This window comes from Aminipila butyrica (assembly GCF_010669305.1).
In the GTDB taxonomy this organism is placed as follows: Bacteria; Bacillota; Clostridia; order Peptostreptococcales; family Anaerovoracaceae; genus Aminipila; species Aminipila butyrica.
This window is the reverse complement of sequence record NZ_CP048649.1, coordinates 1,895,830-1,920,215: the sequence shown is the minus strand read 5'-3', so window position 1 is coordinate 1,920,215 and position 24,386 is coordinate 1,895,830. Positions and strand designations below refer to the sequence as shown.

General features: G+C 45.4%; 20 protein-coding genes and 2 other RNA genes. 16 read left to right on the top strand and 6 right to left on the bottom strand.

The features are described from left to right. Positions 1 to 10 precede the first annotated feature (10 nt). The 12 genes from Ami103574_RS09115 to tnpA all read left to right on the top strand — a co-directional run bounded on the left by Ami103574_RS09115 (position 11) and on the right by tnpA (position 13,868). Positions 11 to 808, top strand: coding sequence for a tRNA (adenine(22)-N(1))-methyltransferase (locus Ami103574_RS09115; RefSeq protein ID WP_163066723.1), 798 nt, complete (start codon positions 11 to 13; stop codon positions 806 to 808). 1 nt (position 809) lies between these two features. After that, positions 810 to 1,601 carry a Nif3-like dinuclear metal center hexameric protein gene (locus Ami103574_RS09110; RefSeq protein WP_163066722.1) on the top strand — a complete coding sequence of 264 codons (792 nt, stop codon included), beginning with the start codon at positions 810 to 812 and terminating at the stop codon, positions 1,599 to 1,601. A gap of 28 nt (positions 1,602 to 1,629) precedes the next feature. Continuing rightward, positions 1,630 to 1,973, top strand: an RNA gene (gene rnpB, locus Ami103574_RS09105) — RNase P RNA component class A. A gap of 117 nt (positions 1,974 to 2,090) precedes the next feature. Continuing rightward, a complete protein-coding gene (locus Ami103574_RS09100; protein WP_163066721.1) occupies positions 2,091 to 3,452 on the top strand; it encodes an MATE family efflux transporter in 1,362 nt (453 codons plus the stop codon). After that, on the top strand, positions 3,442 to 4,023 hold the full coding sequence (locus Ami103574_RS09095) for a hypothetical protein (protein ID WP_163066720.1): 582 nt from the start codon (positions 3,442 to 3,444) through the stop codon (positions 4,021 to 4,023). Before Ami103574_RS09100 ends, Ami103574_RS09095 begins: the two co-directional genes overlap by 11 nt. A 241-nt stretch (positions 4,024 to 4,264) precedes the next feature. Beyond that, a complete protein-coding gene (locus Ami103574_RS09090) occupies positions 4,265 to 8,512 on the top strand; it encodes a 2-hydroxyacyl-CoA dehydratase (RefSeq protein ID WP_207710489.1) in 4,248 nt (1,415 codons plus the stop codon). Between the two features lie 39 nt (positions 8,513 to 8,551). After that, complete coding sequence (locus tag Ami103574_RS09085) at positions 8,552 to 9,283, top strand: YebC/PmpR family DNA-binding transcriptional regulator (protein WP_163066719.1); 732 nt, start codon at positions 8,552 to 8,554, stop codon at positions 9,281 to 9,283. 56 nt (positions 9,284 to 9,339) lie between these two features. Continuing rightward, positions 9,340 to 9,807 carry a zinc ribbon domain-containing protein gene (locus Ami103574_RS09080; RefSeq protein WP_163066718.1) on the top strand — a complete coding sequence of 156 codons (468 nt, stop codon included), beginning with the start codon at positions 9,340 to 9,342 and terminating at the stop codon, positions 9,805 to 9,807. Positions 9,808 to 9,908: 101 nt separating this feature from the next. Next, positions 9,909 to 10,086: non-coding RNA, 6S RNA (gene ssrS / locus Ami103574_RS09075), on the top strand. A 341-nt stretch (positions 10,087 to 10,427) separates the two neighbouring features. Continuing rightward, positions 10,428 to 12,068 carry an OPT/YSL family transporter gene (locus tag Ami103574_RS09070; RefSeq protein WP_163066717.1) on the top strand — a complete coding sequence of 547 codons (1,641 nt, stop codon included), beginning with the start codon at positions 10,428 to 10,430 and terminating at the stop codon, positions 12,066 to 12,068. A 98-nt stretch (positions 12,069 to 12,166) separates the two neighbouring features. Beyond that, a complete protein-coding gene (locus Ami103574_RS09065) occupies positions 12,167 to 13,153 on the top strand; it encodes a P1 family peptidase (protein WP_330586986.1) in 987 nt (328 codons plus the stop codon). Positions 13,154 to 13,415: 262 nt separating this feature from the next. After that, on the top strand, positions 13,416 to 13,868 hold the full coding sequence (tnpA, locus tag Ami103574_RS09060) for an IS200/IS605 family transposase (protein ID WP_163066716.1): 453 nt from the start codon (positions 13,416 to 13,418) through the stop codon (positions 13,866 to 13,868). A gap of 133 nt (positions 13,869 to 14,001) precedes the next feature. On the opposite strand, the gene Ami103574_RS09055 is transcribed toward tnpA, so the two are convergent. From Ami103574_RS09055 to Ami103574_RS09030, 6 genes are all read right to left on the bottom strand, one after another. Next, complete coding sequence (locus tag Ami103574_RS09055) at positions 14,002 to 14,472, bottom strand: TspO/MBR family protein (protein WP_207710488.1); 471 nt, start codon at positions 14,470 to 14,472, stop codon at positions 14,002 to 14,004. Positions 14,473 to 14,584: 112 nt separating this feature from the next. Next, on the bottom strand, positions 14,585 to 15,328 hold the full coding sequence (locus Ami103574_RS09050) for an ABC transporter permease (RefSeq protein ID WP_163066714.1): 744 nt from the start codon (positions 15,326 to 15,328) through the stop codon (positions 14,585 to 14,587). Next, on the bottom strand, positions 15,315 to 16,046 hold the full coding sequence (locus Ami103574_RS09045; protein WP_163066713.1) for an ABC transporter ATP-binding protein: 732 nt from the start codon (positions 16,044 to 16,046) through the stop codon (positions 15,315 to 15,317). Before Ami103574_RS09045 ends, Ami103574_RS09050 begins: the two co-directional genes overlap by 14 nt. A 77-nt stretch (positions 16,047 to 16,123) precedes the next feature. After that, entirely contained in the window at positions 16,124 to 16,867 is a 744-nt protein-coding gene (locus tag Ami103574_RS09040; RefSeq protein WP_163066712.1) for a MerR family transcriptional regulator, read from the bottom strand. Between the two features lie 155 nt (positions 16,868 to 17,022). Then, complete coding sequence (locus Ami103574_RS09035; protein ID WP_163066711.1) at positions 17,023 to 18,339, bottom strand: hemolysin family protein; 1,317 nt, start codon at positions 18,337 to 18,339, stop codon at positions 17,023 to 17,025. An 88-nt stretch (positions 18,340 to 18,427) separates the two neighbouring features. Continuing rightward, positions 18,428 to 19,228 carry a histidinol-phosphatase HisJ family protein gene (locus tag Ami103574_RS09030; protein ID WP_163066710.1) on the bottom strand — a complete coding sequence of 267 codons (801 nt, stop codon included), beginning with the start codon at positions 19,226 to 19,228 and terminating at the stop codon, positions 18,428 to 18,430. A 166-nt stretch (positions 19,229 to 19,394) separates the two neighbouring features. On the opposite strand from Ami103574_RS09030, the gene Ami103574_RS09025 reads away from it, so the two are divergent. The 4 genes from Ami103574_RS09025 to coaE all read left to right on the top strand — a co-directional run bounded on the left by Ami103574_RS09025 (position 19,395) and on the right by coaE (position 24,322). Beyond that, a complete protein-coding gene (locus Ami103574_RS09025) occupies positions 19,395 to 19,967 on the top strand; it encodes an RNA polymerase sigma factor (RefSeq protein ID WP_163066709.1) in 573 nt (190 codons plus the stop codon). A 107-nt stretch (positions 19,968 to 20,074) separates the two neighbouring features. Beyond that, on the top strand, positions 20,075 to 20,971 hold the full coding sequence (locus Ami103574_RS09020) for an anti-sigma factor family protein (protein ID WP_163066708.1): 897 nt from the start codon (positions 20,075 to 20,077) through the stop codon (positions 20,969 to 20,971). Beyond that, on the top strand, positions 20,956 to 23,694 hold the full coding sequence (gene polA / locus Ami103574_RS09015; protein WP_163066707.1) for a DNA polymerase I: 2,739 nt from the start codon (positions 20,956 to 20,958) through the stop codon (positions 23,692 to 23,694). Before Ami103574_RS09020 ends, polA begins: the two co-directional genes overlap by 16 nt. A 19-nt stretch (positions 23,695 to 23,713) precedes the next feature. Beyond that, positions 23,714 to 24,322 carry a dephospho-CoA kinase gene (coaE, locus tag Ami103574_RS09010; protein ID WP_163066706.1) on the top strand — a complete coding sequence of 203 codons (609 nt, stop codon included), beginning with the start codon at positions 23,714 to 23,716 and terminating at the stop codon, positions 24,320 to 24,322. Positions 24,323 to 24,386 lie beyond the last annotated feature (64 nt).

The following is a 24,386-nucleotide window of genomic DNA, read 5'->3' as shown; positions in this document are numbered from 1 at the left end:
GGTATAAAAGATGAAATTATCTGATCGATTACAGACCATTGCCGACCTTATAGAACAGGGAGAAACCGTGGCTGACGTTGGTACTGACCACGGTTTTTTGCCGATTTATCTATGGGAAAGCAAGAAAAGTCCCCGGGTTATCTTGGCGGACATCAGCAAGGGATCTCTACAAAAAGCTAGGGACAATGTTTACAGACAAGACTATTCCCCGGAGGTGCTGAAAGAACACTTTGATTTTAGGCTGGGAGATGGGATTCAGGTGCTGGCAGATGGAGAAGTAGATACGGTAGTACTGGCTGGTATGGGAGGGCTTCTCATGTGTGATATCCTGGCACAGGATATGGAAAAGACCAGAAGTGTGAAGACCTTTATTTTTCAGCCCCGCAATAATCCAGGAAAGCTCCGCTGGTGGCTGCTGCACAACGGCTTTGTCATCAAAGAAGAGAAGCTGGTGCGAGAAGGGCGGTATATCTGTGAGATTATCTGCGCCCAAGTAAGCGTTGATTCAGGGGGAGCAGATAAACAGCCAAGGAACGGCGAAGGGCAGCTGGATTCGCTTTCTGACGACCAAAGGTTAGAGGCAAAAAAGGAAGCCGAACATATAAAATATGAGATTTCTGAATCAATACTTATGACTAATGGTTCATTGGCTCGAGAATTTGCAGAAAAGAAGCTGAAAAAAGAGAAAGATATACTAATTCAGATGAAAAAAGCCGCCATTATAAATCAAGAACGGCTGATTCAGACGGAAGAACGAGTAAATTACCTGGAAAACTTATTGAAAAATGCAAAAGATAGGGGGATTTGATATGAGTATTTCGAAGTGGGAACTGATTGAAACGTTGGAACGGATTGCACCAAGAGAACTGGCGGAGGACTGGGATAATTCCGGTCTACAATTGAATCTGCCGGGAAATCAGGTGGAGAGAATTCTTGTGACTCTGGAAGTAACCGGTGCGGTTATTAAAGAAGCAGTCCACAAGGGCGCCGATTTTATTGTGGCCCATCATCCTTTATATTTTTCTTCCCTTAAAAATATTGACAGTAATAATATTATCGGAAACTATACAATAGATCTGATTCAAAACCATATTTCTGTTTTTTCAGCTCATACCAACTTTGACCGGGCACCCAGGGGGAACAATGCTTATCTGGCCAGCCTATTGAAGCTGGAGGATATAGAGGACTTTGAGGATTTTGGACAAGGGTATATGGGACTTTTGGGTCAACTGCCTCAGGGGCGGACGTTGAAGGGGATAGCAGAAGAGTTGGCTGGGCTTCTAGGAATCCGTCAGGAAGACATTCGCCTAGTGGGTGATCCCCAGCGGCAAATCAGCAAGGTGGGTCTTTGTACTGGCGCAGGCATGGATATGCTGCCGGCGGCGGCCCTCAGCGGTTGTCAGCTGCTGATTACCGGGGATGTGAAGTATCACGATGCGGTGAAAGCTAGAGAAATGGGCATGGCAGTTATCGATGGCGGTCATTATGGCACCGAGAAAATCTTTTCGGAGAATATGGCAGCTCAGCTAAAAGAGCTGCTGGAGAACAAGGTGGAAATCTTTGTTACAGAAGTAGACGGAAATCCATTTGACTTTATTTAGAATTATGGTATAATGTTAAAGCATGTTTTGGGTAAGCCAGGCAGTCGCGTGCAGCTGCACGAGGAAAGTCCGGGCTCCGTAGGGCAAGGGTGCCAGATAACGTCTGGCGTAGGTAACTATAGGGAAAGTGCAACAGAAACATTCCGCCGAAACAGTTAGGCTGTGGTAAGGTTGAAATGGTGAGGTAAGAGCTCACCGGCGTCATGGAGACATGGCGGCCGTGTAAACCCCACTCGGAGCAAGACCAAATAGGGCGTAAAAGGCGGCGGCCCGTCGCTGCCCGGTAGGTAGGTCGCTTGAGCGTATCAGCAATGGTGCGCCTAGATAGATGATTGTCAAATACAGAACCCGGCTTATAGGTTTACCTAAAACATAATAATTTTCAAATGATAGGGGACGATTTTTATCGTTCCCTATGATGTTATAATGAACATTGTTTGCATGCTATTATAAACATTGTTTGACTGTAGAAGAGATGAGGGGTAAAGTATGACAGAAGAAAACAAAATGGGCACGATGCCCGTAGGAAGATTAATGATGGGCATGGCCTGGCCGGCCATGCTATCCATGATGATACAGGCGCTGTACAACGTCATCGACAGCATCTTTGTGGCCATGATTGATGAAGCCTCTTTGACGGCGGTAACCTTAGTCTTTCCCATCCAGATGCTGCTGGTATCGGTGGCGGTGGGTACCGGCGTAGGGGTGAATTCTCTTATAGCCAGAAGACTGGGAGCTAAAAGGTTTGAGGAAGCCAATAAAGCAGCTAGTCACGGATTCCGCATTGCCTTTATCAACTGGGCAGTATTTGCTATACTAGGACTGTTCCTATCGAAGATGTACATATCTGCTTATTCGGATTCCGCATATATCGTGGAAAATGGTTCGCTGTTTCTGATGATTACTATGGTTTGCTCCCTGTTCGTGTTCATACAGGTTAACACGGAAAAGGTGCTTCAAGCTACCGGCAGCATGCTTTTACCGATGGCATGCAGTTTGACCGGTGCCATCATCAACATCGTCCTAGATCCATTTTTAATTTTAGGGTTTGGCGGTTTTCCAAAGCTGGGGGTGCCGGGAGCGGCCATCGCTACCTCCATCGGTCAGTTTATAGCTATGTGCATGGGCTTGTATCTGCTGTTTAAGAAAAAACATCAGGTGAGTGTACAGGTGAAGGGGTTTAAGTTTGAAAAGGATATCATAAAGGCCATCTATAACGTCGGATTTCCAGCCATGCTGATGCAGTCCATCGGGTCGGTGATGTTGTTTTTCATCAATGGATTACTGGCCTTTTCCGCTACAGCAGTGGCGGTGCTGGGCAGCTATTTTCGGTTGCAGTCCTTTATCTTCATGCCAGTATTCGGCTTGAATCAGGGGGCTTTGCCTATCATGGGTTACAATTACGGCGCGCGTAACAAGGAGCGGCTCATGAAGACCTACAAGTTTGGTATTCTGGTAGCGCTGGTCATTATGTTCGTGGGAATGGTGGTGTTTTTGACCCTTCCAGCACAGCTTTTAGGCTTGTTCAGCGCATCGGAGCAGATGCTGGAGATTGGTGTGCCAGCACTTCGAATCATCTGCCTGTGCTTTTTGCCAGCTGCTTTTGGTATTTTAACTTCCACCATCTTTCAAGCTACGGGAAACGGTATGCTGAGCATGTGGCAGGCGCTGATTCGCCAATTAATCGGCATTGTCCCTCTAGCTTGGCTGATGCTGAAAATAGGGGGGCTTACCATGGTATGGTGGGCTTGGCCTATGGCGGAGGTCCTAGGCCTTATCTACTCTGTAATATTTGTAAAGCGGCTGTATAAGAAAGAAATTGAACCATTAGGAAGGCAATATGAAGAGTAATATTAAGAAAAAAACATATCAAGCCATCTATCGGCTGCTGGACCGGGTATCACCTATTACGGAAGATTGTGGAGCTCTCTGCGGGGCAGCTTGCTGCACCTGCGGCGGAGACAGTCAGGAGGAAGAAGGCCTAGACTACGATTTAGGCATTTATCTCCTGCCAGGAGAGGAAAAGCTGTTTACCATGAAGGAAGAATGGCTGAAGTGGAGCGTGGAATATGCGGAAGATTACGATTTTCCAGATTCCTGGTTCGGTAAAGTCTACTTTGTCCGTTGCAAGACTCCGCCCGTTTGCCCAAGGGAAAGCCGGCCCTTGCAATGCCGATTTTTTCCGCTGGCCCCCCATTTGTCTGAGGAAGGTCGGTTACAGCTGATTTGGTCCACGTCGGAACTGCCTTATTCCTGTCCTCTAATCACAGAAAAAAGGGCATTGAACGCCTCCTTTATTCAAGCTACCTATACGGTGTGGAAGCATCTGATTCGAGACACCTTAATCTTTGATTTGGTGGAAATGGACTCCCAGGACCGGGAGGCTGCAGGCGTGAATTACCAAGTGGTTTACCAGTTATAAATACAATTTGATAAAAATTGTTTGTTCTTATGAGATAGAATATATGATACAATGGGTACATATATAAAGCGGCCTAGCGGCCCAGACATATTCATTTGGATAAAATAATCGGATTACATGCAGGCACAGCCTGCCCGACGGAATGAAGGTTGCCCCTAGGGGGTTACCTTCCGCCAGGCATATGTCCTGCATGTTTTCGCAAACTCCATAATAAACAAAAACCGAGGAGGGGATTGCTTATATGAAATTAGGTATTGATGTGGGCTCGACCACCGTAAAGGTCGTGCTGATGAATGAAAATAACAATATAATATTTAAGAGATATGAACGACACATGTCCAATATCTTTGAAAAAGTATCTCAACTGATGGAAGAACTTTATGCGCAGGTAGGCAATGAACAGGTACACATGACGATTACCGGCTCAGGGGGCCTGGCTTTGTCTCAGTTGCTGGACATTCCTTTCGAGCAGGAGGTAGTAGCTTGCAGCAAGGCGGTTGAAACCATGGTTCCGGAGACCGAGGTAGCTATTGAGCTAGGAGGTGAGGATGCCAAGATTACCTTCTTTGGGGCTACCGTAGAGCAACGGATGAATGGGACTTGTGCTGGGGGCACGGGAGCCTTTATCGACCAGATGGCGGTGCTGTTGAACACAGATGCTTCGGGCCTTAACGAAGCGGCCAAGGAACATACGTTAATCTATCCCATAGCGGCGCGCTGCGGCGTTTTCGCCAAAACGGACATTCAGCCTCTAATCAACGAAGGGGCCAGCATTCAGGACTTGTCTGCCTCTATTTTTCAGGCGGTGGTCAATCAGACAATCAGCGGATTGGCCTGCGGCAGAAGCATTAAAGGTAATGTGGCTTTTCTGGGGGGACCCCTTTTCTTTCTTTCAGAACTCCGGGCACGGTTTATCGAAACCTTGAAGCTGAAGCCGGAAAATATTATCTTTCCTAAGGATTCTCAATATTTTGTGGCAATCGGAGCTGCTCTGATTGCACAAAAGTACGATATGAAATATATCCACGACGTTTTTCAATCCTTGAAGAACGCCAACCCTTCTGCTCTATCTGAAACCAAGCACACAAATCCTCTTTTCAAAGATTTCAATGACTACACAGAATTTCAACAGCGGCATAGCAGAGATAAAATAAGGCGGAAGGATATCCGAAAAGCCAGAGGACCATTATTTTTAGGTATTGATGCTGGCTCTACCACCACCAAGGCAGCACTGATTGACAGCGAAAATAATTTGCTCTATTCTTTTTATCGGAGCAATGAGGGAAAACCGCTGGAAGCGACTATGGCTATGCTGAAGGAGTTGTATGGCTTGATGCCAGACAACCTGGCTATCGCTAATGCTACGGCTACTGGATATGGAGAAGGCTTGCTTCGTGCCGCCTTCAAGGTAGATTTAGGCGAGATTGAAACCATCGCCCATTATAAAGCGGCGGAAGCCTTTCTGCCGGGAGTAGAGTTCATTTTGGATATCGGCGGACAGGATATGAAGTGCATGAAGATTCGAGATGGGGCGATTTATAATATTATGCTCAACGAAGCTTGTTCTTCTGGCTGCGGCTCTTTCATTGAAACTTACGCCAAATCGGTCAACATGGACGTGAAAAGCTTTGCCAAAGAAGCTCTTTTTGCTAAGACTCCGGTAGATTTAGGTACCAGATGCACGGTATTTATGAATTCCAAAGTAAAGCAGTCCCAAAAAGAAGGGGCTACTATTGGTGATATTTCTGCGGGATTGTCTTTTTCCGTCATAAAAAATGCGCTTTATAAAGTTATAAAATTGAGAAATGCCGATGAAACTGGAGAGAAGATTGTGGTCCAAGGGGGAACCTTCTTAAATGATGCCATTCTTCGGAGCATTGAACTCATTCTGGGAAAGAATGTAGTCCGGCCAGATATTTCAGGTATCATGGGTGCCTACGGCGCAGCGTTGATTGCCAAGGAACGTTATGTAGAGGGAACGGAGTCTTCCATCATTAAGCTGGAGGACATGGAGCTGTTCACCGTGATGAACTCTCACACCAGATGTAAAAAGTGTGAAAACCAGTGTTTGCTTACCATCAACAAGTTCAATAGTGGCGAGAAGTTTATAACTGGCAACCGCTGTGAAAAGGGAGTTGGACGGGAAAGCGACCGAGAGGAATTGCCTAACTTGTACGAGTACAAGTATAAGCGGCTGTTCTCCTATGAACCTACCGCAGATGCCTATGCCAAGCACGGCGTAGTAGGTCTGCCGAGAGTCCTGAACATGTATGAAAACTATCCTTTCTGGTTTACTTTCTTTACCGAGTTGGGCTTTCGGGTGGTACTTTCACCGCCGTCTTCTAAACTTCTGTATGAGCGGGGGATGGAGACTATTTCCTCCGATACGGCCTGCTATCCGGCCAAGATGGTTCACGGGCACATTAAATGGCTGGTGGATCAGGGGGTGAAGTGGATATTCTATCCAAGCATCAATTATGAACTCAATGAAGATGAAAGTGCACCTAACCATTACAACTGCCCTGTAGTAGCCACTTATCCGGAGGTTATCGGCAACAACATGGACGAAATCTTTGCAGAAAATGGTGTCACCTTCAGCCATCCATTCCTGCCGTATGATAATGACCCGAGCTTAATCAAGGAGTTGTACAGCCGGCTCAAAGGACTGGGCGTTTCTTATCAAGAGGTGGTCAAGGCCGTCAAGAAAGGGCGGGCAGAGGATAAGCACTTTAAGGATGACATTAAGAAGCAAGGGGCTAACGCCATTCGCTATGCGAAGAAGAATAAGAAAAAGTGCATTATTCTTTCGGGAAGACCCTACCATTTAGATCCAGAGATTAATCATGGCCTCGATAAGTTGATTAATTCCTTTGACATGGTCGTGCTCACAGAGGACTCGGTGGCGCATCTGGCTAAAATGAAGCGGCCTATCCGGGTACTGGACCAGTGGATGTATCATTCCAGACTTTATAAAGCGGCCTTGGTTGCCAGCCGAGATGACGACATGGAACTGGTGCAACTGAACTCCTTTGGCTGTGGCCTGGATGCAGTAACTACCGACCAGGTGGAAGAGATTATGAAGGCCAGCAACAATATGTATACTGTCCTTAAAATCGACGAAGGAACTAACTTAGGCGCGGCTAAAATCCGTATTCGGTCTTTAAAAGCGGCTATTGAAGAACGGGATAAGAACAATATTTCCTATGTGGAAGGGGAGCACACCTTCCTGCGAAAGGCCTTTACCAAGGAGATGCGGAAGAATTACACCATCTTGATTCCGCAGATGTCGCCGATTCACTTTCAGTTTATTTCCCCGGCACTGGAAAAAAGCGGGTATAACGTGCGCCTGCTGCCGTCGGTAGATAAACATGCAGTGGATGAAGGGCTCCGCTATATCAATAACGATGCTTGCTATCCCACCATCGTAACTCTAGGTCAGGTTATTTCTGAACTGAAATCCGGCAAATACGACTTGGATAAAACGGCCGTCTTCATGTCCCAGACCGGAGGGGGCTGCCGGGCCAGTAATTACGTGGCCATGCTGCGAAAAGCGCTGATTGATCTAAAGATGGAACAGGTGCCGGTCATTTCCTTTAATATCGTGGGTCTGGAGAAAAATAGTGGCTTTAAACTGACATTCCCTCTAATTAAGCGGGTGCTCATGGGTGCCGTTTATGGAGATGTCCTCATGCGCATGCTCTATGCCACGAGACCTTATGAAGAAGAGGCGGGCTCTGCGGAACGTCTCTACAAGAAATGGACACATATTGCCATAAAAAACATTCGCGGGGGCAGCGTTGTTCACTTTAAAAGCCTGCTAAAGCAGATGGTTCATGATTTTGATAACTTACCTTTGTTGGACATTCAAAAGCCAAAGGTTGGTGTCGTCGGGGAGATTTTGGTCAAATATCATCCGACGGCTAACAATGACATTGTCAGCATTATTGAAAACGAAGGGGGAGAGGCGGTCGTTCCAGACCTCATTGATTTCTTCCTCTACGGTATGTACAGCAAAGAGTTTAACTTTAAGCATCTGTCCGGCAAGTACAGTACAATGGTTTTAAACAAGTTAGCGATTCAACTTATTGAGGGCTTCCGTCAACCGGCCAGACAAGCGCTGGAGGAGAGCCAACGATTCAGCGGACCGCATTTCATCGAAGATACGGCCAAAAAGGCCCAGCAGCTGATTTCCCTAGGAAACCAATGCGGAGAAGGCTGGCTGCTGACAGGAGAAATGCTGGAATTAATCGACAGTGGGGTAGGCAACATCATTTGTCTCCAGCCTTTTGGCTGCCTACCTAATCACGTTACCGGAAAGGGTATGATGAAAGCCTTGAGAAAGTACAATGCCTCCGCCAATATTGTGGCGGTGGACTACGATCCAGGCGCCAGCGACGTAAATCAGTTGAACCGAATTAAGCTGATGATGGCTACTGCTTATAAAAATATGGAAAAGTTCGATTGCAATGACGAAGAAAAAGTAGTATAATACTTGAGTTGAAATTTAAAGAAGTTAGGAGGTGTCTCCATGGGAAGACACGGCACAATTGCAGGACGCAAAGCATCACAGGATTCAAAGCGAGCTGCCATATTTACAAAATACGCCAGAGCTATTACAGTAGCAGCTAAAAACGGTGGAGATCCAGAATACAACGCCGCTCTGAAGGTGGCTATCGAAAAAGCGAAGAGCATTAACTTGCCAAACGATAACATTAACCGAGCTATAAAAAAGGGGACGGGCGAGCTGGAAGGCGAGACGTATGAAGAGCTGAACTTTGAAGGTTATGGCATCGGTGGCGTGGCTGTCATCGTGGAAGCACTAACCGACAATAAAAATAGAACGACGGCAGCTGTTCGTTCCACTTTTGATAAATATGGTGGAAATTTAGGAGCGCCAGGCTGCGTATCTTATATGTTTGCCAGAAAAGGCGTGCTGATTATCGAAAAGACTGACGCAATTGATGAGGATACTTTGATGGAGGCCGCTCTGGAAGCTGGTGCTGAAGACATGGTCGTTCATGAGGATGCTTTTGAAATTCAGACAGAGCCTGCTGTTTACACCGATGTACACAGTGCTTTGACTGCTGCTGGGTATGAACTGCTGGAATCCGATATCGAGTATGTTCCTTCCATGGAGTCCGCACCATCGGATGAGCATGATATCAAGAAGCTCAAGAAGATGATTGATATTTTGGAGGACAACGATGACGTTCAGAAGGTTCATCACAACTGTTCTATAGACCTGGAAGAGTTTGAATAAACCATATTTTAACTTCTCTGGCATGTAGGGACAGAAAGGGAGATTGGGAAAGGCTTATGCACTGTATACACTGTGGGAAAGAAACAAGAAAAAATGTAGTCTTCTGCACGAACTGCGGGAGGCCTACCAAACGGGAGTATAATCATTATGCCTGTGAAATTTATGATGCAATTTCTCTGAGAGAAAAGTGGCGCAACCTGTTGGCAAACCTATCCGCTGCAAGAGGCGGAGAACAGCACAACCGTTCTTGGCATTCTTCTACCACCCAGCAGACTGGCTTCGAAAAGCTTCTGGGTGTAAATAAGCAAAAGCTTCAAGATGTATACAGCGGTTACTTCAACAAGCTAGATGAACCGATTCGAACGGTGAATACCAAAGCTAGAGAACAAAAGAAGTCCAGTATTTCTACTGCGCAAAAGCGTGTTGCCAGTTCGGAAAAACAGGATACGGCTAATATAGGTAAAATGATTTGGATTGTCATCTTGATTGTATCAGCCATCGTGAAAATATTGGCTGGTCTATAAGGTTTAAAGCAAAATTTTTCTTGGTTTTCCAAAACATATTAACGGTTCACTCTTGCAAAATCTGAATGAAATAGTATAATAGTCATATAATATAAATGCAAGAAATCCTGAAGTGTTCGTTAAGGTCGAATAATTCAACCTACACTGTGACCTTGGGAATCCGAGTCTCTGCAGCTGATGTCAAGCCTCCTTTGCAGTGGAAGGCAGAAGCGGGAGCAGGATACCCCCCTATCAACTGATAGGGTGTGAATTATCACCTGACGGCATGTCGGGATTTTTCATGCAAAAAATGGCGTTTGCCGGGAAATAATCGATAGAAGATGGACAATTCTTGCTGGAAAGTATTGAATTGTCTTTTTATTTGTGCTATATTGACTAACGTGGACAGTATAAGTGATTAACTGTACCACAGGATTCGTTATTGTTTAATTTTACACCACAAAGCCTATATCCTAAGGAATGGGACTGAGATAGTAAAAAAGATGCAGAAAGCTTTTTGTTTTTTGTGTTTTCAGTTTCAAAAATATGGGCAGCTTATATAATAAGGCTGCTTTTTTAGTTTACTAAGTAAGGAACTAATACAGGAAAAGGCGGACATTTGTACATTTAAGGAGGAAAAAATGTCTTCAAACAACAGCAAGGTAAAGTACGCTAGTTCTTTCAAGGAACAGCTGACAGCCAGAGGCCTGATTATCGGCGTTATCGGAGCCATCATTTTAACGATGAGTTCCATGTTCGTGGCCTTAAAGCTCAGTTCCCTGCCTTGGCCCATCATGTTCGTGGCCTTGGTTTCCATGTTTGCCTTGAAAGCCTGCGGCAATACCAACATCAATGAAATTAATGTTACCCACACAGCTATGTCGGCGGGAGCCATGGTGGCAGGTGGTTTGGCCTTCACCCTGCCGGGAATCTGGATCCTGAACAAGGATGCGGAGTTGAGCCCAGTAACGTTAGTAGTCATTACCGTAGGCGGCGTGCTGCTGGGCTTGATTTTTACAGCACTGATTCGTAAATATTTTGTCATCACCAAAGCACTTCCTTATCCTATGGGTCAAGCGGCAGCGGAAGCTCTCATCATAGGGGATGCTGGCGGAAAAAAGGCGGTTATGCTCTTTGCCTCCCTGGGCTTTGGTGCGCTTTTCACCCTGCTGCGGGATCAATTCCAAAAGATTCCAGCTACCTTTATGAGCGGAAAGATGATGGCCTATGGGTCCTCAGGAGGTATTTGGCTTTCTCCTATGCTGATTTCAGTGGGTTACATAATCGGCCCGGTGTTCATCGGCATGTGGTTTTTAGGCGCGGTGATAGGTGATTTCGGCATTCTCATAGGGGGCCAGTATTTTGGCATCTGGGATGGAGCTACAGCGGCTTCTATCAAGGCTTCCCTGGGAATCGGCTTGATGGTAGGAACCGGCATTGGCATCATCGTCAAAGGTATCCTCCCACAGTCTAAGGAAATCTTCGGTGCCATGTTCAAAAAGGACGGCACAGGAGACAGTATTATCCATATGCGCTGGGCGCCTATTACGATGGTCATCATTGCCTTTCTTTTCACGGTATTTGCACACTTGGGGGTAGTGGCTTCCATTATCACCATTCTGGGGGTGTGGGTAGCCACAGCCATGTCGGCTCAGTGCGTAGGGCAGTCTGGTATCAACCCTATGGAGATTTTCGGTATCATCGTTCTTTTGGCTGCTAAGGCGGTGTCTGCCATTGGACAGACGGAAGCCTTCTTCGTGGCGGCAGCCGTGGCTGTAGCCTGCGGTTTAGTGGGCGATATCATGAACGACTTTAAAGCGGGTCATGTGTTAAAGACCGACCCGAAGGCGCAGTGGATTGCCGAAGCCATTGGTTCTCTGGTAGGTGCTATCGTTTCGGTGGCTGTATTGCTGGTCATCGTAAACGCTTACGGTTCTGATGTCTTTGGTTCCGAAATGTTTCCGGCAGCTCAGGCTAGTGCCGTGGCAGCCATGGTGGGTGGTATTTCTCATGTGCCGGCTTTTGTCATCGGCCTGGTGGCAGCAGTGATTCTGTACTGCCTGAACTTTCCGGTAATGACTTTAGGTCTGGGCGTTTATCTGCCATTTTATTTGTCGGCTACGGCTTTTATCGGCGGCATGCTTCGACTGCTGACAGACAAGGTTTTTCCTGAGTTTGAGAAAAGGGGCAACGGCTCTATTATCGCTTCAGGACTGCTGGGCGGCGAAGCGGTGGTAGGTGTTATCCTCGCTTTAATTGTAGCAATTCGCATCATTGCTTAATATAATCTGATGCAGTAGGAAGATGTAGTAGTTTAGAGTGAGCGGGTCTGGCCCGCTGGCGGAAAACGGGCGAAGCCATCGTCCTGGAGGAAAAGAGAATGAAAAACATGGATATCAAAGAAATAAGCCTCAGTGACATAAAAGGAATTCAGGTGGGCCATGCTCAGTCCGTAGAAGGAGGGACAGGCTGTACGGCTATCCTCTGCAAGGAGGGGGCTTGGGCCGGTGTGGATGTCCGTGGAGGAGGCCCGGCTACCAGAGAGACGGACTTGCTGCGGTCAGAAAATATGGTTCAGCAGATTCATGGGGTTATGCTCAGCGGCGGCAGCGCCTATGGTTTGGATGCTTGCTCTGGCGTGATGGCTTATTTGGAAGAAAAGGGGGTAGGCTTTGATGTGGGGGTCGGAGTCGTGCCGATTGTGTGCGGGGCTTCGTTGTTTGATTTGGTCGTAGGGGATAGTACCTGTCGTCCGGATAAGGATATGGGCTATAAGGCTTGTGTGGATTCTGAGCGGAATCAGCCGGAACAGGGAAATGCGGGAGCCGGAACAGGGGCTACGGTAGGGAAGTTTCTCGGTATGGATCGGCTGATGAAAAGCGGTCTGGGTATTTATGCCTTGCAGGCCGGCGATGTGCAGTGTGCCGCGGTAGTTGCCGTTAACGCCCTGGGTGATGTGCTAGACCTGGATACAGGCAAGCCAATTGCGGGTATCTTAAACGAAGACGGAACTGGATTGGCCAGTACGGAGGAAATCATGCTGAATCAGATTGCAGCTTCCCGAAACGTGTTCAGCGGAAATACGACCATCGGCTGCATTATCACCAATGCCAAGCTGACGAAACCTCAAGCCAACAAACTGGCTTCTATCTGTCACGATGGGTATGCTAGGACCATCAGTCCTGTCCACACATCCGCAGATGGAGACACCATCTTCACCATGGCTACCGGCCAGGTAGACGCCTCTTTTGAGGCATTGGGCGTGTTAGCCGCTCGGGTGATGGCTAAGGCGATCAATAACGCCGTTCGGCATGCTAAACCCGCCTACGGGTTGAAAGCAGCCTGCGACTTGGAGAAAGGTTGCTAAAGGAAATCTCTTCATCAAGACACTTTTTATACAATAAAAACGCCTGTCTGCTGATTGATGCTCCCCAATTATGAAATAGGGAGCATCGCCGCAGTACAGGCGTTTATTTTATTTTGGGCTTATAAGCCTGTTGAGCACACGAAGTGAGCGAAACATAAAACTACCCGCTATGCGGGTACGCGTCAGCTGTTATACAAAAAAATCACCTATTTGCTATAATAAGGTTGTTCAAGCCACAAAATAGCAAAGGCAGGTGATTTTTATGGCGGCTAAGGTGAATAGCTTAGCGCACACAAGATGGATGTGCAAGTACCACATTGTGTTCACTCCAAAGTATAGACGAAAAGTGATCTATAATCAATATCGTCAAAGTCTGATAGAAATAATAAAGCTACTTTGTAAATATAAAGGGGTGACAATCGTTGAAGGTCATATGATGCCAGATCATGTTCATCTTTTGGTATCCATACCGCCAAAAATAAGTGTAGCAAATTTCATGGGATACCTCAAAGGAAAAAGCGCATTGATGATGTTTGAAAGGCATGCAAATCTAAAATATAAATTTGGAAATAGACACTTTTGGGCAGAAGGATATTATGTAAGTACTGTAGGATTAAATGAAGCAACAATAAAGAAATATATTCAAGAACAGGAAAAGCATGATATGGCAATGGATAAATTAAGCATTAGGGAATATACAGACCCATTCAAATAGCCCCTTTGAGGGGTAGCAAAAGGGGCAAGGGCAATGTGGCTTGAACGTAGTTAAAGCCAGCGCCTTGAGACGCTGGCCAGTATTACAGGCTTATAGCCTGGATCGAACCACCCGTTTTACGGGTGGCAGCGATTTAATTAAGAAGGGCTATACCAAGGTTTAGATAACCGGCAAAGGTTACCCACAGAAGATATGGAACCATTAAATAGGCCGCTGGCTTTGAAATCCGTGAAAAGGATAGGATTGTTATTAAAATCAAGAGCCATAAAGCCACCAGCCAAATGAAAGCGAAAAGATATAATTCTAAATTAAAAAACCAAAAAGTCCAAAGGAAATTAAAGAAAAGCTGTAAAACATATAACTTCATAGCCTTATTAATCCTTTTTTGTGGTGCATCTGATGTGAGGATGAGATAAGAAGCGATGCCCATTAGAATATAGAGGATGGTCCATGCCACGGGGAAGACCCATCCGGGAGGGGACAAGGGTGGTTTATTTAGAGCTTCAAAAGCACTCATGCTGTTTCGTGAAATAAACCCCGCAATACCACCTACCATTAGTGGAATGGCTATGCAAATTAAAAGTAGTTTCCATTTGATTTTCAAATAATCACCTCCTATATATATTATATTCCAGAGCATTTGAATCCATGAGCATAAAAATCAACAAGCCCCATCACGCCGCTATCATGACAGAAGCTCCCTGAACTGGGAAACGCTACTCCCACCTAAAAAAGCGGATAGAAACGATGGTACATATTGATGCAATGCCAAGCATCACCGTGAGAGAAATAAAAACCCCATCTATTGGCTGACCGAGAGAAACAGTTTTGAGAAGCTTTATTCCTTGAGTTAAGGGTAAGATCTCCACTAGATGTTGCAGTGCAACCGGCATCACTTCGTAGGGCAGCGTTGCTCCCGAGAAAATAAGCATTGGGAAATACAGCAGACTGGCAGCAGCACTTGCTATTTTGCTGTTTGGTGCAATTCCTCCCACCAGCAGACCGATGCTGAACATGGACAGCATAACCAGTAAATAAGCTGCGAGAAAGTGAAGCCATGAGCCATGTAACTGATAACCAAAAAATAGGGTACCGGTGACATAGAGGAGGACCAAGGAAACAACCGAATAAAGTGCGTAAATAGTAACCTGCACGGCCAAGATAAGAGCAGGACTGGTGGGCGTGACTTTGAAGCGCTTTAATATTTTTCTGCTTCGGTAATCCGACACGACTAAAGGAAGTCCCATCACGCCTCCAGCACAAATGGCAATGGTGGATACTGCGCCAAAAGACTGTTCTAAAAATGTATATTCTGCACCATCAAAGGCTGGTTTGTTGCCAAACAACGTTCCCAATAGAATCATGACAACAATAGGCATACAAATCGCAAAAATAAACATGTCCAATCCGCGGAGAGATAAGCGGATTTCTGTCTTTAGCAAGGTTCTAAATGCTTTCATTTTCATCCTCCTCGTCTATATACCAAAGATAGGCGTCTTCAAAGTTTTCACACGGACTGGCAGTGATTGCCTCTTGTACCGTTCCACAAAAAATATTTTTTCCTTTGTTCAAAATCATAATTTTATTGCAAAGAGCTTCTACTTCGTCCATGAAATGCGAGGTTAAAAAGATGGTAATGCCTTTTGCTTTTAATTCAAGAAGACTTCTCCACACCTCTCGTCGTGCCTTTGTGTCTAATCCAGTGGTTAGCTCATCCAAGAAAACAACTTTAGGATTTGGAATCAGTGCCAGCACGATAAAAAGTCGTTGCTTCTGACCTCCTGAAAGGTCACTGACGAAGCTTTTTAATTTGTCAGAAAGTCCAAATTGTTTTAAAAGTATGTTGTAATTCAAGCAGGTATTATAAAGGGAAGCGGTAATCTCACAAAGTTCAGATACCATTATTTTATCTTGATAATTGGCTTCCTGAAATTGAACCCCGACTTGCTCAAACAATTTTTTACGCTCTTTTTGCGGGTTCATGCCTAAAATAGATACGGTTCCGCTATCTTGCTTTTTTGTTCCTAAAATACATTCAATGGTGGTACTTTTACCTGCACCATTTGCCCCTAACAAGCCAAACACATCTCCGCGGCAAAGAGAGATATTGATATTCTCTATGGCTTTGATCTGGGTATAAGCTTTGCATAGGTTTTTTACTTCAATCATTGTTTCCATCAATTTAAATTCCTCCTTTTCTTTGTATAAAAAGAATAACACCAGAACAAAGTCTGGTGTTAAAGTGTAGGGTTTGCTTAGAATTGTTTTTTCATCTTTTTAAGGTGAGTAAGCATATGCATGGCGTTTTGTTCAGCGCAATGCAGTGATGAGCGCAGCTTATCACATACAGAAATAATATCTTCATTTGGCTTTGGTGTATCAATTACTTGCCGAATATTTGCTTGGGGATTGGCCGAGAGGGCATTTAACATGCGCAAAATTGCTGAAAGAGAGTAATTGGCACAACGCAAGGAGCGGATGATTTTCAGCCGTCGAATATCTTCCCCAGCATATACGCGATAGCCATTTTGCTTCCGCTTTACTGTCAACAACCCGTTCATTTCCCAGTTTCTTAAGGAGTCGATGGAGGTTTGTAAGGAATCAGCAGTTTCTTTTCTGGTTAAGAGTATGGTATCCGTCTGCGGATTATCACCGGACAAAAGGCTTTCAGTGATTGTTATAGCTTCTTCAGCATTTCGCTGCTCCAGTCTTATCTGTTGCAGATAAGACTCTGTCAAAGAAATAGCTTGATTAAAATCTCCCTGGGCGGAAGTTTTAATAATCGTAATCGCCTGTTTTCTCAGACCATTTTGCAGGACCTCAACCTTTAGGGCCATTCTGGCAAACTTAATCTGCTCCAAATGAAAATCTGTAAAGACACGATAGCCATTTTCTTTACGGGCTGGTTTGGGGATTAGTTTAAGTTCTTCATAAAGCCGCACGGTATTGGGATGGACTCCAATACAAGCTGCAATTTCCGATGTCTTATATGTGTTCATTTTTTCACCGCCATTCTATTGCACGATCATAACACGATCTAAAAGTCTGGTGTTATAGTAGAGGGTTTGAAAACGAAAACAAGCGTATCGCCTCTGATAACGATACGCTTGTGTGTAAACTCTTTGCTTAGCAGCGTTTAGAAAGCATTTGGTCTTTATTCACTATCTGTGCTAGTCTGAGATGGAGAGAGGGCCTCGATGTGAACCTGTCGAATCCGCCGTTGATCACAGCTGTAAATAACAAATTTATAACCTTCGTAAGAAATTTCATCTCCAGCTTTCGGATTTGCTTCCAGCCTGGAATAAATCCATCCACCTAAGGTATCGACATTGTCGTCTTCCAACGATAAGCCCAGCAGTTCTTCCAGCTCTTCCAAATGAACCTTACCGTCTACGATATAGCTGCCATCCTCCTGATTGATGATTTCTGGCATTTCCACATTGAACTCGTCCTGCAAATCGCCAACAATTTCCTCTAAGATATCCTCCAAGGTTACCAGACCAGAGGTACCGCCGTATTCATCCACAATGACGGCCAGTTGAGTCTTTTTTAACTTAAATATTTTTAATAGCTGACTGATAGACATGGATTCTGGCACAAACTGCACATCCCGAATAATCGAATCGATCTGGTGGGAGCTGCCGATGAGTTCCTGCTTGTATAGGTCCTTAGCATGAAGGAATCCCACCACGTGGTCTTTATCCTTGCGGCATACAGGGTAACGAGTTCGTTGCTTATCCAGCACATAAGCCAGAATTTCCTCTAGTGGGTCTTCCAGAAAGATGCACTCCATGTCCGTACGGGGAATCATCACATGGGTAACGGTCTTTTCAGAAAAGTCAAAGATGTTATCGATTAGTGCCATTTCCGTCTTATCCACCAGACCGTGTTTGTAGCTTTCCTCTACCAGCAACTTAATTTCCTGATCGGTATGAGCCTCTTCGTGCTCGTTGGCCTGAGACAGTCCAAATATCTTCAGGATAAAGTTTGTGGTGTGGTTGAAGGCCCACATGATGGGATACGTAGCCCGGTAGAAGAGAATCAGCGGCAAAGCTGTATACAGGGCCAGCTTTTCAGCACTGATGATGGCCAGGGACTTAGGCACCAGCTCTCCCAGGACGATATGAACGGCCGTAATGAGAGAAAAGCCTATAATAAAGGAGATGGAATGGACCATAGCTCCTGATATATTTAGCCATTCAAAGAACGGCTCCAGCATTTTAGCCACGGCGGGTTCTCCGACCCAGCCCAGTCCTAAAGAAGCCAAAGTAATGCCCAGCTGGCAGGCGGACAAGTAGGCATTGAGGTTGTCCACCACGGTGAGGGTATGTTTGGCCTTGTTGTTTCCCTCCCGAACCAGAGTCTCAATACGAGAGCGACGAACCTTAACCATGGCAAATTCTGTAGCCACAAAAAAAGCGTTAAAGTAAACTAAGAAAATAATAATAATAATGTTTAACAAGTAAACCATAAATGAACAATGCTCCTTCATATTCTTGGGATGATTGGCAGCTGTTTCTATTTATCTATAGCATGCCAAATCTCATAAATTTTAGTGATTATATAGAAAGAAATTGGACTTGTCTCTCTTTAAAGGTGGAAAGATATTTAAAACCTACAGTTCGAAGAAGTTCTAGGCTCTCCTGATAATGGTCGGCAATAGACTCTGGGTTGTGGGCATCTGAGCCAAAAGTAATAATTTCTCCACCCAATTCCCTGTAAGCTTGTAAAATTTCTTTAGTAGGGGTGGTCCTTCCATTTTTTAAATAGCGGTAGCAGGAAGCATTGAACTCAATGCCCTTGCCGTTTTCAATGAGCAGCTGGAGAATCGCTCGGATCAGTTCCATGTAAGGCTTGTAGGAGGGAATCTTCTCAAAGGGCACATAGCGATCCACCACGTTGATATGCCCCATAACATCAAAGTCTCGGTATTCCTTTAAACATTCGTAGGCATATTCATAGTATCGTTCAAAAGCCTTGGGAATGTCGGTGTCCGCTGTGAAGTACCCTTGGTATAAATCTTTGTGATCGGTACAGTGGAAGGAACCTAAGATGAAATCATAGGGAAAGGCTTGGGCCGCAGATTGGCAGGCGTTCATAGTCTCCCCATGCTGAATGCCTATTTCCAGACCCTTGATAATCTGAATCTGAGGACTATACTGCTCTTGGGCTTGAATCAGTGCTTTATGATAGGCATCGAAATCAAGGATGAAAGGATATTCGGAATCTGGATAGTCCGGGTCGTAATGGTCGGTGACAGCCAGCTCTTTTACCCCTTTTGCTATAGCAGAAGCAATCATACGCTCCAGGGGGATGTTGCAATCATCCGAGAAAAAAGAATGGGTGTGATAATCATACATGTTGATAATCTCCTTGTGTTCCCAATGGGGTATTTGGTATAATGGAGAAAATGTGGGCGCAAGCCCAATATTTCTTTCATTAACAGCTACAATTAAAAGATTGATGAACATTCATCTTAGTTATTTATTTTACCATAAAACGGCATTGTTGAAAAGAGCAGGACACATGATTTCTGAGGAAGAACAAAACCTGATAAAAAAAGCAAAGGAAGGAGATGAGGGCAGTTTTGAAGCCCTTATTTTGTCGTGCAAGGGAAAGGCTTACAACTTAGCTCTTCGATATGTGAAAGATGAGCAGGATGCTTTGGACGTACTTCAAGAAAGCTTTATCAAGATCTTCCGCCATTTAGACAAATTTAAGGAGGACAGCAAGTTTGAAACTTGGGTCTACCGAATTGTGGTCAATACCTGCTACGATTCGCTGCGAAAGAACAAAGGCAGGCAGCAGGAGAGACCGCTGGCGATCCGAGAGGAAGAAGAAGGGGGCGAATTGGAGCTGCCTGACAACCAGCCCCTCCCAGAAGATGTCCTCTTAAATCGAGAACACAGTTCGTACCTGCTTCAATGTTTAGAACGAATTCCAGAAGAGCACAAGCGGATTGTTGTTCTCCGGGATGTCACCGGGCTATCTTATGAAGAGATCGCCGATACGCTGGAATGTTCTATCGGTACGGTGAAGTCTCGTTTGTCCAGAGCTCGTCAGCGGCTCAAAGAAGTATACATAAGTGGCAAAACATAGTTTAGGCTAAATTATTTTGCTAAAGCGGGAACAAAAAAGTTTATTTGTTGTCTAACAAATAAGAGACTAAAAAAGATTACAGATTTTTTAAGGAAAGGAGATATCCCATGACTTGTTTAGAAGTAGAAGAATTGTTATCTGCTTATGTAGATCATCAGTTAGATCCCGAACAGATGGCACAGATGGCACGTCATATAGAAGGCTGTACATCTTGTCAGCAATCTGTAAAAATTTTGCAGGAGATGCTGGAACAGCTGACCAGTCTGGGAGATGTTCCTCTTCCTCGTGCCTTTGACGAAACCCTTCATCAGGCGCTGATGGCGGAAGGTCAAGCTATTCGTCAGGCTAAAGCAAACCAGAATCAGCGAGTTAAACCTGCAAAAAAGAGAAACTGGAAAAGGCTATCCTCTATAGCTGCTGTTTTTATAGTTGGTTTATTTTCGCTTTTATTGTATAATAATAATTTAGAAGACTTTGCAAATTTGAGCGGTACGGACCGAGACCTGGCCAGCCGTCAGGAAAGGGCAGCAGTCCAGTCTGCCGAGCCGGAAGAAACGGCGGAGCAACAAAATTTGGCTGTGCTTGATAAAGAGACGCTTCCTCAGCAGAATTCTGACAGCAAAGCGTTGCTGCCAGCTCAGGAAGAGACAACCAATCAACATGCGGAGCAGGAACTGAATTCTGCGGCAAATAGCAGCTTACCAGAGCAACCGGAAACGGGAGCTGATCAGGGAACAATGAACTTAGATCTGACACCATCGAATGTGCCCCTGTTAAAATCGGTTACCCTACAGCCGGAGGCCGATCAGCTGAACAACTATATAGAGCAACTGGCTCAGCTGCTGGATGGAGTGGATTATCAAGTGGATTCCTGCACCTTAAGCGAAGACGGGACCTCATGGCTGATAGAGATTACAGTTACGAAGGCAGGCCCGGCGGGACAGGAGATAAAGGAAGGGGCCGTTTACTGCGGTCAGGATGGGGAACTATGGAAAAAAGATTAGTAATTATAGACGGAAACAGCTTGATAAACCGGGCGTATTATGCCATGCAACGCCCGATGATGACGAAAGACGGACTGTACACTCAGGGAGTGTACGGTTTTCTTAATATGCTGACAAAAATCAAAAACGACTATGAACCAGCCTATCTGGTGGTGACCTTTGATAAGAAGGCGCCTACCTTTCGGCATTTGGAATATGAAGACTATAAGGCCGGAAGAAAAAAAATGCCGCCTGAACTGGCGATGCAGCTGCCTCTGCTGAAAGAGGTGCTGGAAACCATGAAGATAAAAATGCTGGAGTTGGACGGCTATGAGGCAGACGACTTAATTGGTACCATCGCCAGACAAGCGGAGGAAGAAGAACTGGAACCGCTGATTATTACCGGTGATCGAGATGCCTTGCAGCTGGCTACCAACAAGACCCGGGTGCTCATTACCAAAAAAGGGATTTCTGAGTTTGAGATGTATGACCACGACGCTATAATTGAAAAGTATGGGTTTACACCCACACAGTTTATTGATTTCAAAGGGCTCATGGGCGATCAGTCCGATAATATCCCCGGCATACCTGGGGTAGGAGAGAAGACAGCGCAAAAGCTGATTTTAGAGTTCGGCTCGGTGGAGGCGCTTTTGGCCCAGGTAGAGTCCATGCCGAAAGGAAAACTTAAAGAGCGGATCGAGGAAAACGCTCAGCTGGCAGTGATGAGCAAACGCTTGGCGACAATTAATACTCATGTGCCTATTGAGGACACGGATTTCTCAGAATATCTGCTTCAGGAACCCGATTATGAAAAGTTGGTAGAAGTGTATGTAAAGCTGGAGTTTAACAGTCTGCTGAAGCGATTGAAAGCAACTAACTTAGCGCAAGGAGCCGTAAATCAACTGACAATTTCGGAAGCAGCGGAGAAGCGACCGGAACGGAAAGAACGACAGCCGCTATCGGTGACTTCTAAAGAAGAGCTGCAAACCCTTTTTTCTCAAATACAAGAAGGGGAAGAAGTAGCAATCAAAGTCTATTCTGATAAAAATCATCGGGCCACCCCAAAGGTGTACGGTATCGGAATTATGTCAACAAATGTGGTCGCTTTTATCTTTTGTGAAGAAAATCAAGAGGTAATAAAGTATTTTGCTAAAGAATTAGTAGCGAAAAAGATAAAATTAACCGGATATTACCTGATTAATGAGTATTATGTTCTTCTAAATGCACTAAGAGGTGAAGGAAAACTGGCGCTGGCAGCAGAACAAGGATATCTTTTTCATACGGCCTTTGATTGTGCCATAGCTCAATATGTTTTAGAACCATCAAAAAGCAACTATGACTTGAAAACTGTGGCTTTTGAGCTGCTCCATCAAGAAATTGAAAATGAAGAAGAATTTATGGCAGCCAACAGCCAGTTGGCACTCTTTGATAACCCGGGAGAAAACTATTTGGCCTATACGAAAACCTGGGGAGAGACCGTGGAGGCGCTCCGCTGGATTCAAGAAGCCAAACTGAAACAAGAAGAGCTAGAAGAGGTTTATTATCAGGTGGAGCTTCCGTTGATAGAACCTATGGCTTCTATGGAAGACTACGGCTTCAAATTGGATAAGCAGGAGCTGATGTCTGCTGGAACCTTTATTTCAACGCAGCTTGAGATGTTGACCAGCAAAATTTACGATTGTGCCGGAGAGGAATTTAACATTAATTCTCCCTTGCAACTGGGCGCTATCCTCTTTGAAAAGCTGGGTCTGCCTGCTGGAAAGAAGACCAAACGAGGTTATTCCACCAATGCAGAGATTTTGGAAAAGATTAAATATGAGCACGATATCGTGCCGTGCATTTTAGAATACCGCACCCTCTCCAAGTTGAAGGGGACTTATATTGACGGCCTCTTACCGCTGGTTCACGAGGATGGAAGAATTCACGCGCATTTCCAACAGACGGTGGCAGCTACAGGGCGAATAAGCTGTACAGAGCCGAACCTCCAAAACATCCCGATCCGCCAGGAACTGGGGCGAAAGCTGCGCCGGGCTTTTATTCCAGAGGAGCAGTTCACCTTAGTAGGGGCGGATTATTCTCAGATTGAATTGCGGGTGTTAGCACATATGTCGGAAGAGCAGCACTTGATTGAAGCCTTTAACAATGAGGATGATATTCACCGGATTACAGCAGCCCGTGTATTTAAAGTCCCTCAAGAGGATGTAACACCTTTACAGCGAAGCAATGCGAAAGCGGTCAATTTTGGCGTCATCTACGGCATGAGTGGTTTTGGCTTGTCAGAGGAACTGAATATCACCAGAAAAGAAGCGGAAAAATATATTGATGAATACTTTAAAACCAATCCTAAAGTTAAAGAATTCATGGACCAGCAGATTCAGTTCTGCAAAGAAAATGGTTATGTAGCAACCTTAATGGGGCGAAAGCGGGCCATTCACGAAATCAATGCCAGCAACTATATGGTTCGGCAGCTGGGTGAACGATTGGCTATGAACAGCCCGATTCAGGGCACGGCAGCAGATATCATCAAATTGGCCATGATTCAGGTATATCGGCAGCTCCATCGTATTGGTGCTACATCTAGACTTATTCTTCAAGTTCATGACGAGTTGATTATTGAAACAGCTGTGGAAGAACAAGAGACCATTGAAACGTTGTTACAGGATTGTATGGAAAAGGCCATGACCTTGAAAATCAAACTGGCGGTAGAAGTCAACCAAGGAGAGAACTGGTACGATTTAAAATAGGGAAAGCAGGTAGGCAAATATGAAGATAATCGGCTTGACAGGGGGCATCGGCAGTGGGAAATCCACTACATCCAGCTATCTGGCCCAAAAAGGCTGCCCCGTCATCGATGCAGATCAGGTAGCCCGGGAGATGGTCGGGCCAGATTCGCCGGTGTTAAAAGAGCTGACAGAAGCTTTTGGACCGGAGATTCTGCTGAAAGATGGCAGCTTGGATAGAAAGGCTCTAGCGGATACCGCTTTTTCCAGCAAATCTGAAAAAGAAAAACTGGACAGCATTATGCTGCGGCAGATTGTTCAAATCGTGCTGCGGCAGCTGGAGGAGTACCGGCAAGAAGGTCGGCAGCTGATTGCCCTGGATGCGCCGTTACTCTTTGAAGCGGGGCTGGATCAGCAGGCGGACCAGATTTGGATTGTAGATGCAGAAGACGAGGTTCGTATCCAACGGGTCATGGAGCGGGATGGCGCTACCCGGCAGCAGGTGGAAGCCCGCATAAATAATCAGATGAGCAGGCAGGAGCAGCGGCAGCGAGCCCAGAAGGTTTTAAATAATTCCACCGTTCCAGAGGACCTATACAAGCAGATTGATGGGCTGCTGGAAGCCCTGAATTTCGAAGCAGTGAAAAAATAAACGCAGGCGAAAGCCTGACCTAAAAGCTGGTAGTGGAAAACCGCCAGCCTTGCGAGAAAGTCAA

Bases quoted from the DNA above. Each gene is read 5' to 3' on its own strand.
- Ami103574_RS09115 (WP_163066723.1), top strand. From the start codon at position 11: ATGAAATTATCTGATCGATTACAGACCATTGCCGACCTTATAGAACAG.
- Ami103574_RS09110 (WP_163066722.1), top strand. From the start codon at position 810: ATGAGTATTTCGAAGTGGGAACTGATTGAAACGTTGGAACGGATTGCA.
- Ami103574_RS09100 (WP_163066721.1), top strand. From the start codon at position 2,091: ATGACAGAAGAAAACAAAATGGGCACGATGCCCGTAGGAAGATTAATG.
- Ami103574_RS09095 (WP_163066720.1), top strand. From the start codon at position 3,442: ATGAAGAGTAATATTAAGAAAAAAACATATCAAGCCATCTATCGGCTG.
- Ami103574_RS09090 (WP_207710489.1), top strand. From the start codon at position 4,265: ATGAAATTAGGTATTGATGTGGGCTCGACCACCGTAAAGGTCGTGCTG.
- Ami103574_RS09085 (WP_163066719.1), top strand. From the start codon at position 8,552: ATGGGAAGACACGGCACAATTGCAGGACGCAAAGCATCACAGGATTCA.
- Ami103574_RS09080 (WP_163066718.1), top strand. From the start codon at position 9,340: ATGCACTGTATACACTGTGGGAAAGAAACAAGAAAAAATGTAGTCTTC.
- Ami103574_RS09070 (WP_163066717.1), top strand. From the start codon at position 10,428: ATGTCTTCAAACAACAGCAAGGTAAAGTACGCTAGTTCTTTCAAGGAA.
- Ami103574_RS09065 (WP_330586986.1), top strand. From the start codon at position 12,167: ATGAAAAACATGGATATCAAAGAAATAAGCCTCAGTGACATAAAAGGA.
- tnpA (WP_163066716.1), top strand. From the start codon at position 13,416: ATGGCGGCTAAGGTGAATAGCTTAGCGCACACAAGATGGATGTGCAAG.
- Ami103574_RS09050 (WP_163066714.1), bottom strand. From the start codon at position 15,328: ATGAAAGCATTTAGAACCTTGCTAAAGACAGAAATCCGCTTATCTCTC.
- Ami103574_RS09045 (WP_163066713.1), bottom strand. From the start codon at position 16,046: ATGGAAACAATGATTGAAGTAAAAAACCTATGCAAAGCTTATACCCAG.
- Ami103574_RS09040 (WP_163066712.1), bottom strand. From the start codon at position 16,867: ATGAACACATATAAGACATCGGAAATTGCAGCTTGTATTGGAGTCCAT.
- Ami103574_RS09035 (WP_163066711.1), bottom strand. From the start codon at position 18,339: ATGGTTTACTTGTTAAACATTATTATTATTATTTTCTTAGTTTACTTT.
- Ami103574_RS09030 (WP_163066710.1), bottom strand. From the start codon at position 19,228: ATGTATGATTATCACACCCATTCTTTTTTCTCGGATGATTGCAACATC.
- Ami103574_RS09025 (WP_163066709.1), top strand. From the start codon at position 19,395: ATGATTTCTGAGGAAGAACAAAACCTGATAAAAAAAGCAAAGGAAGGA.
- Ami103574_RS09020 (WP_163066708.1), top strand. From the start codon at position 20,075: ATGACTTGTTTAGAAGTAGAAGAATTGTTATCTGCTTATGTAGATCAT.
- polA (WP_163066707.1), top strand. From the start codon at position 20,956: ATGGAAAAAAGATTAGTAATTATAGACGGAAACAGCTTGATAAACCGG.
- coaE (WP_163066706.1), top strand. From the start codon at position 23,714: ATGAAGATAATCGGCTTGACAGGGGGCATCGGCAGTGGGAAATCCACT.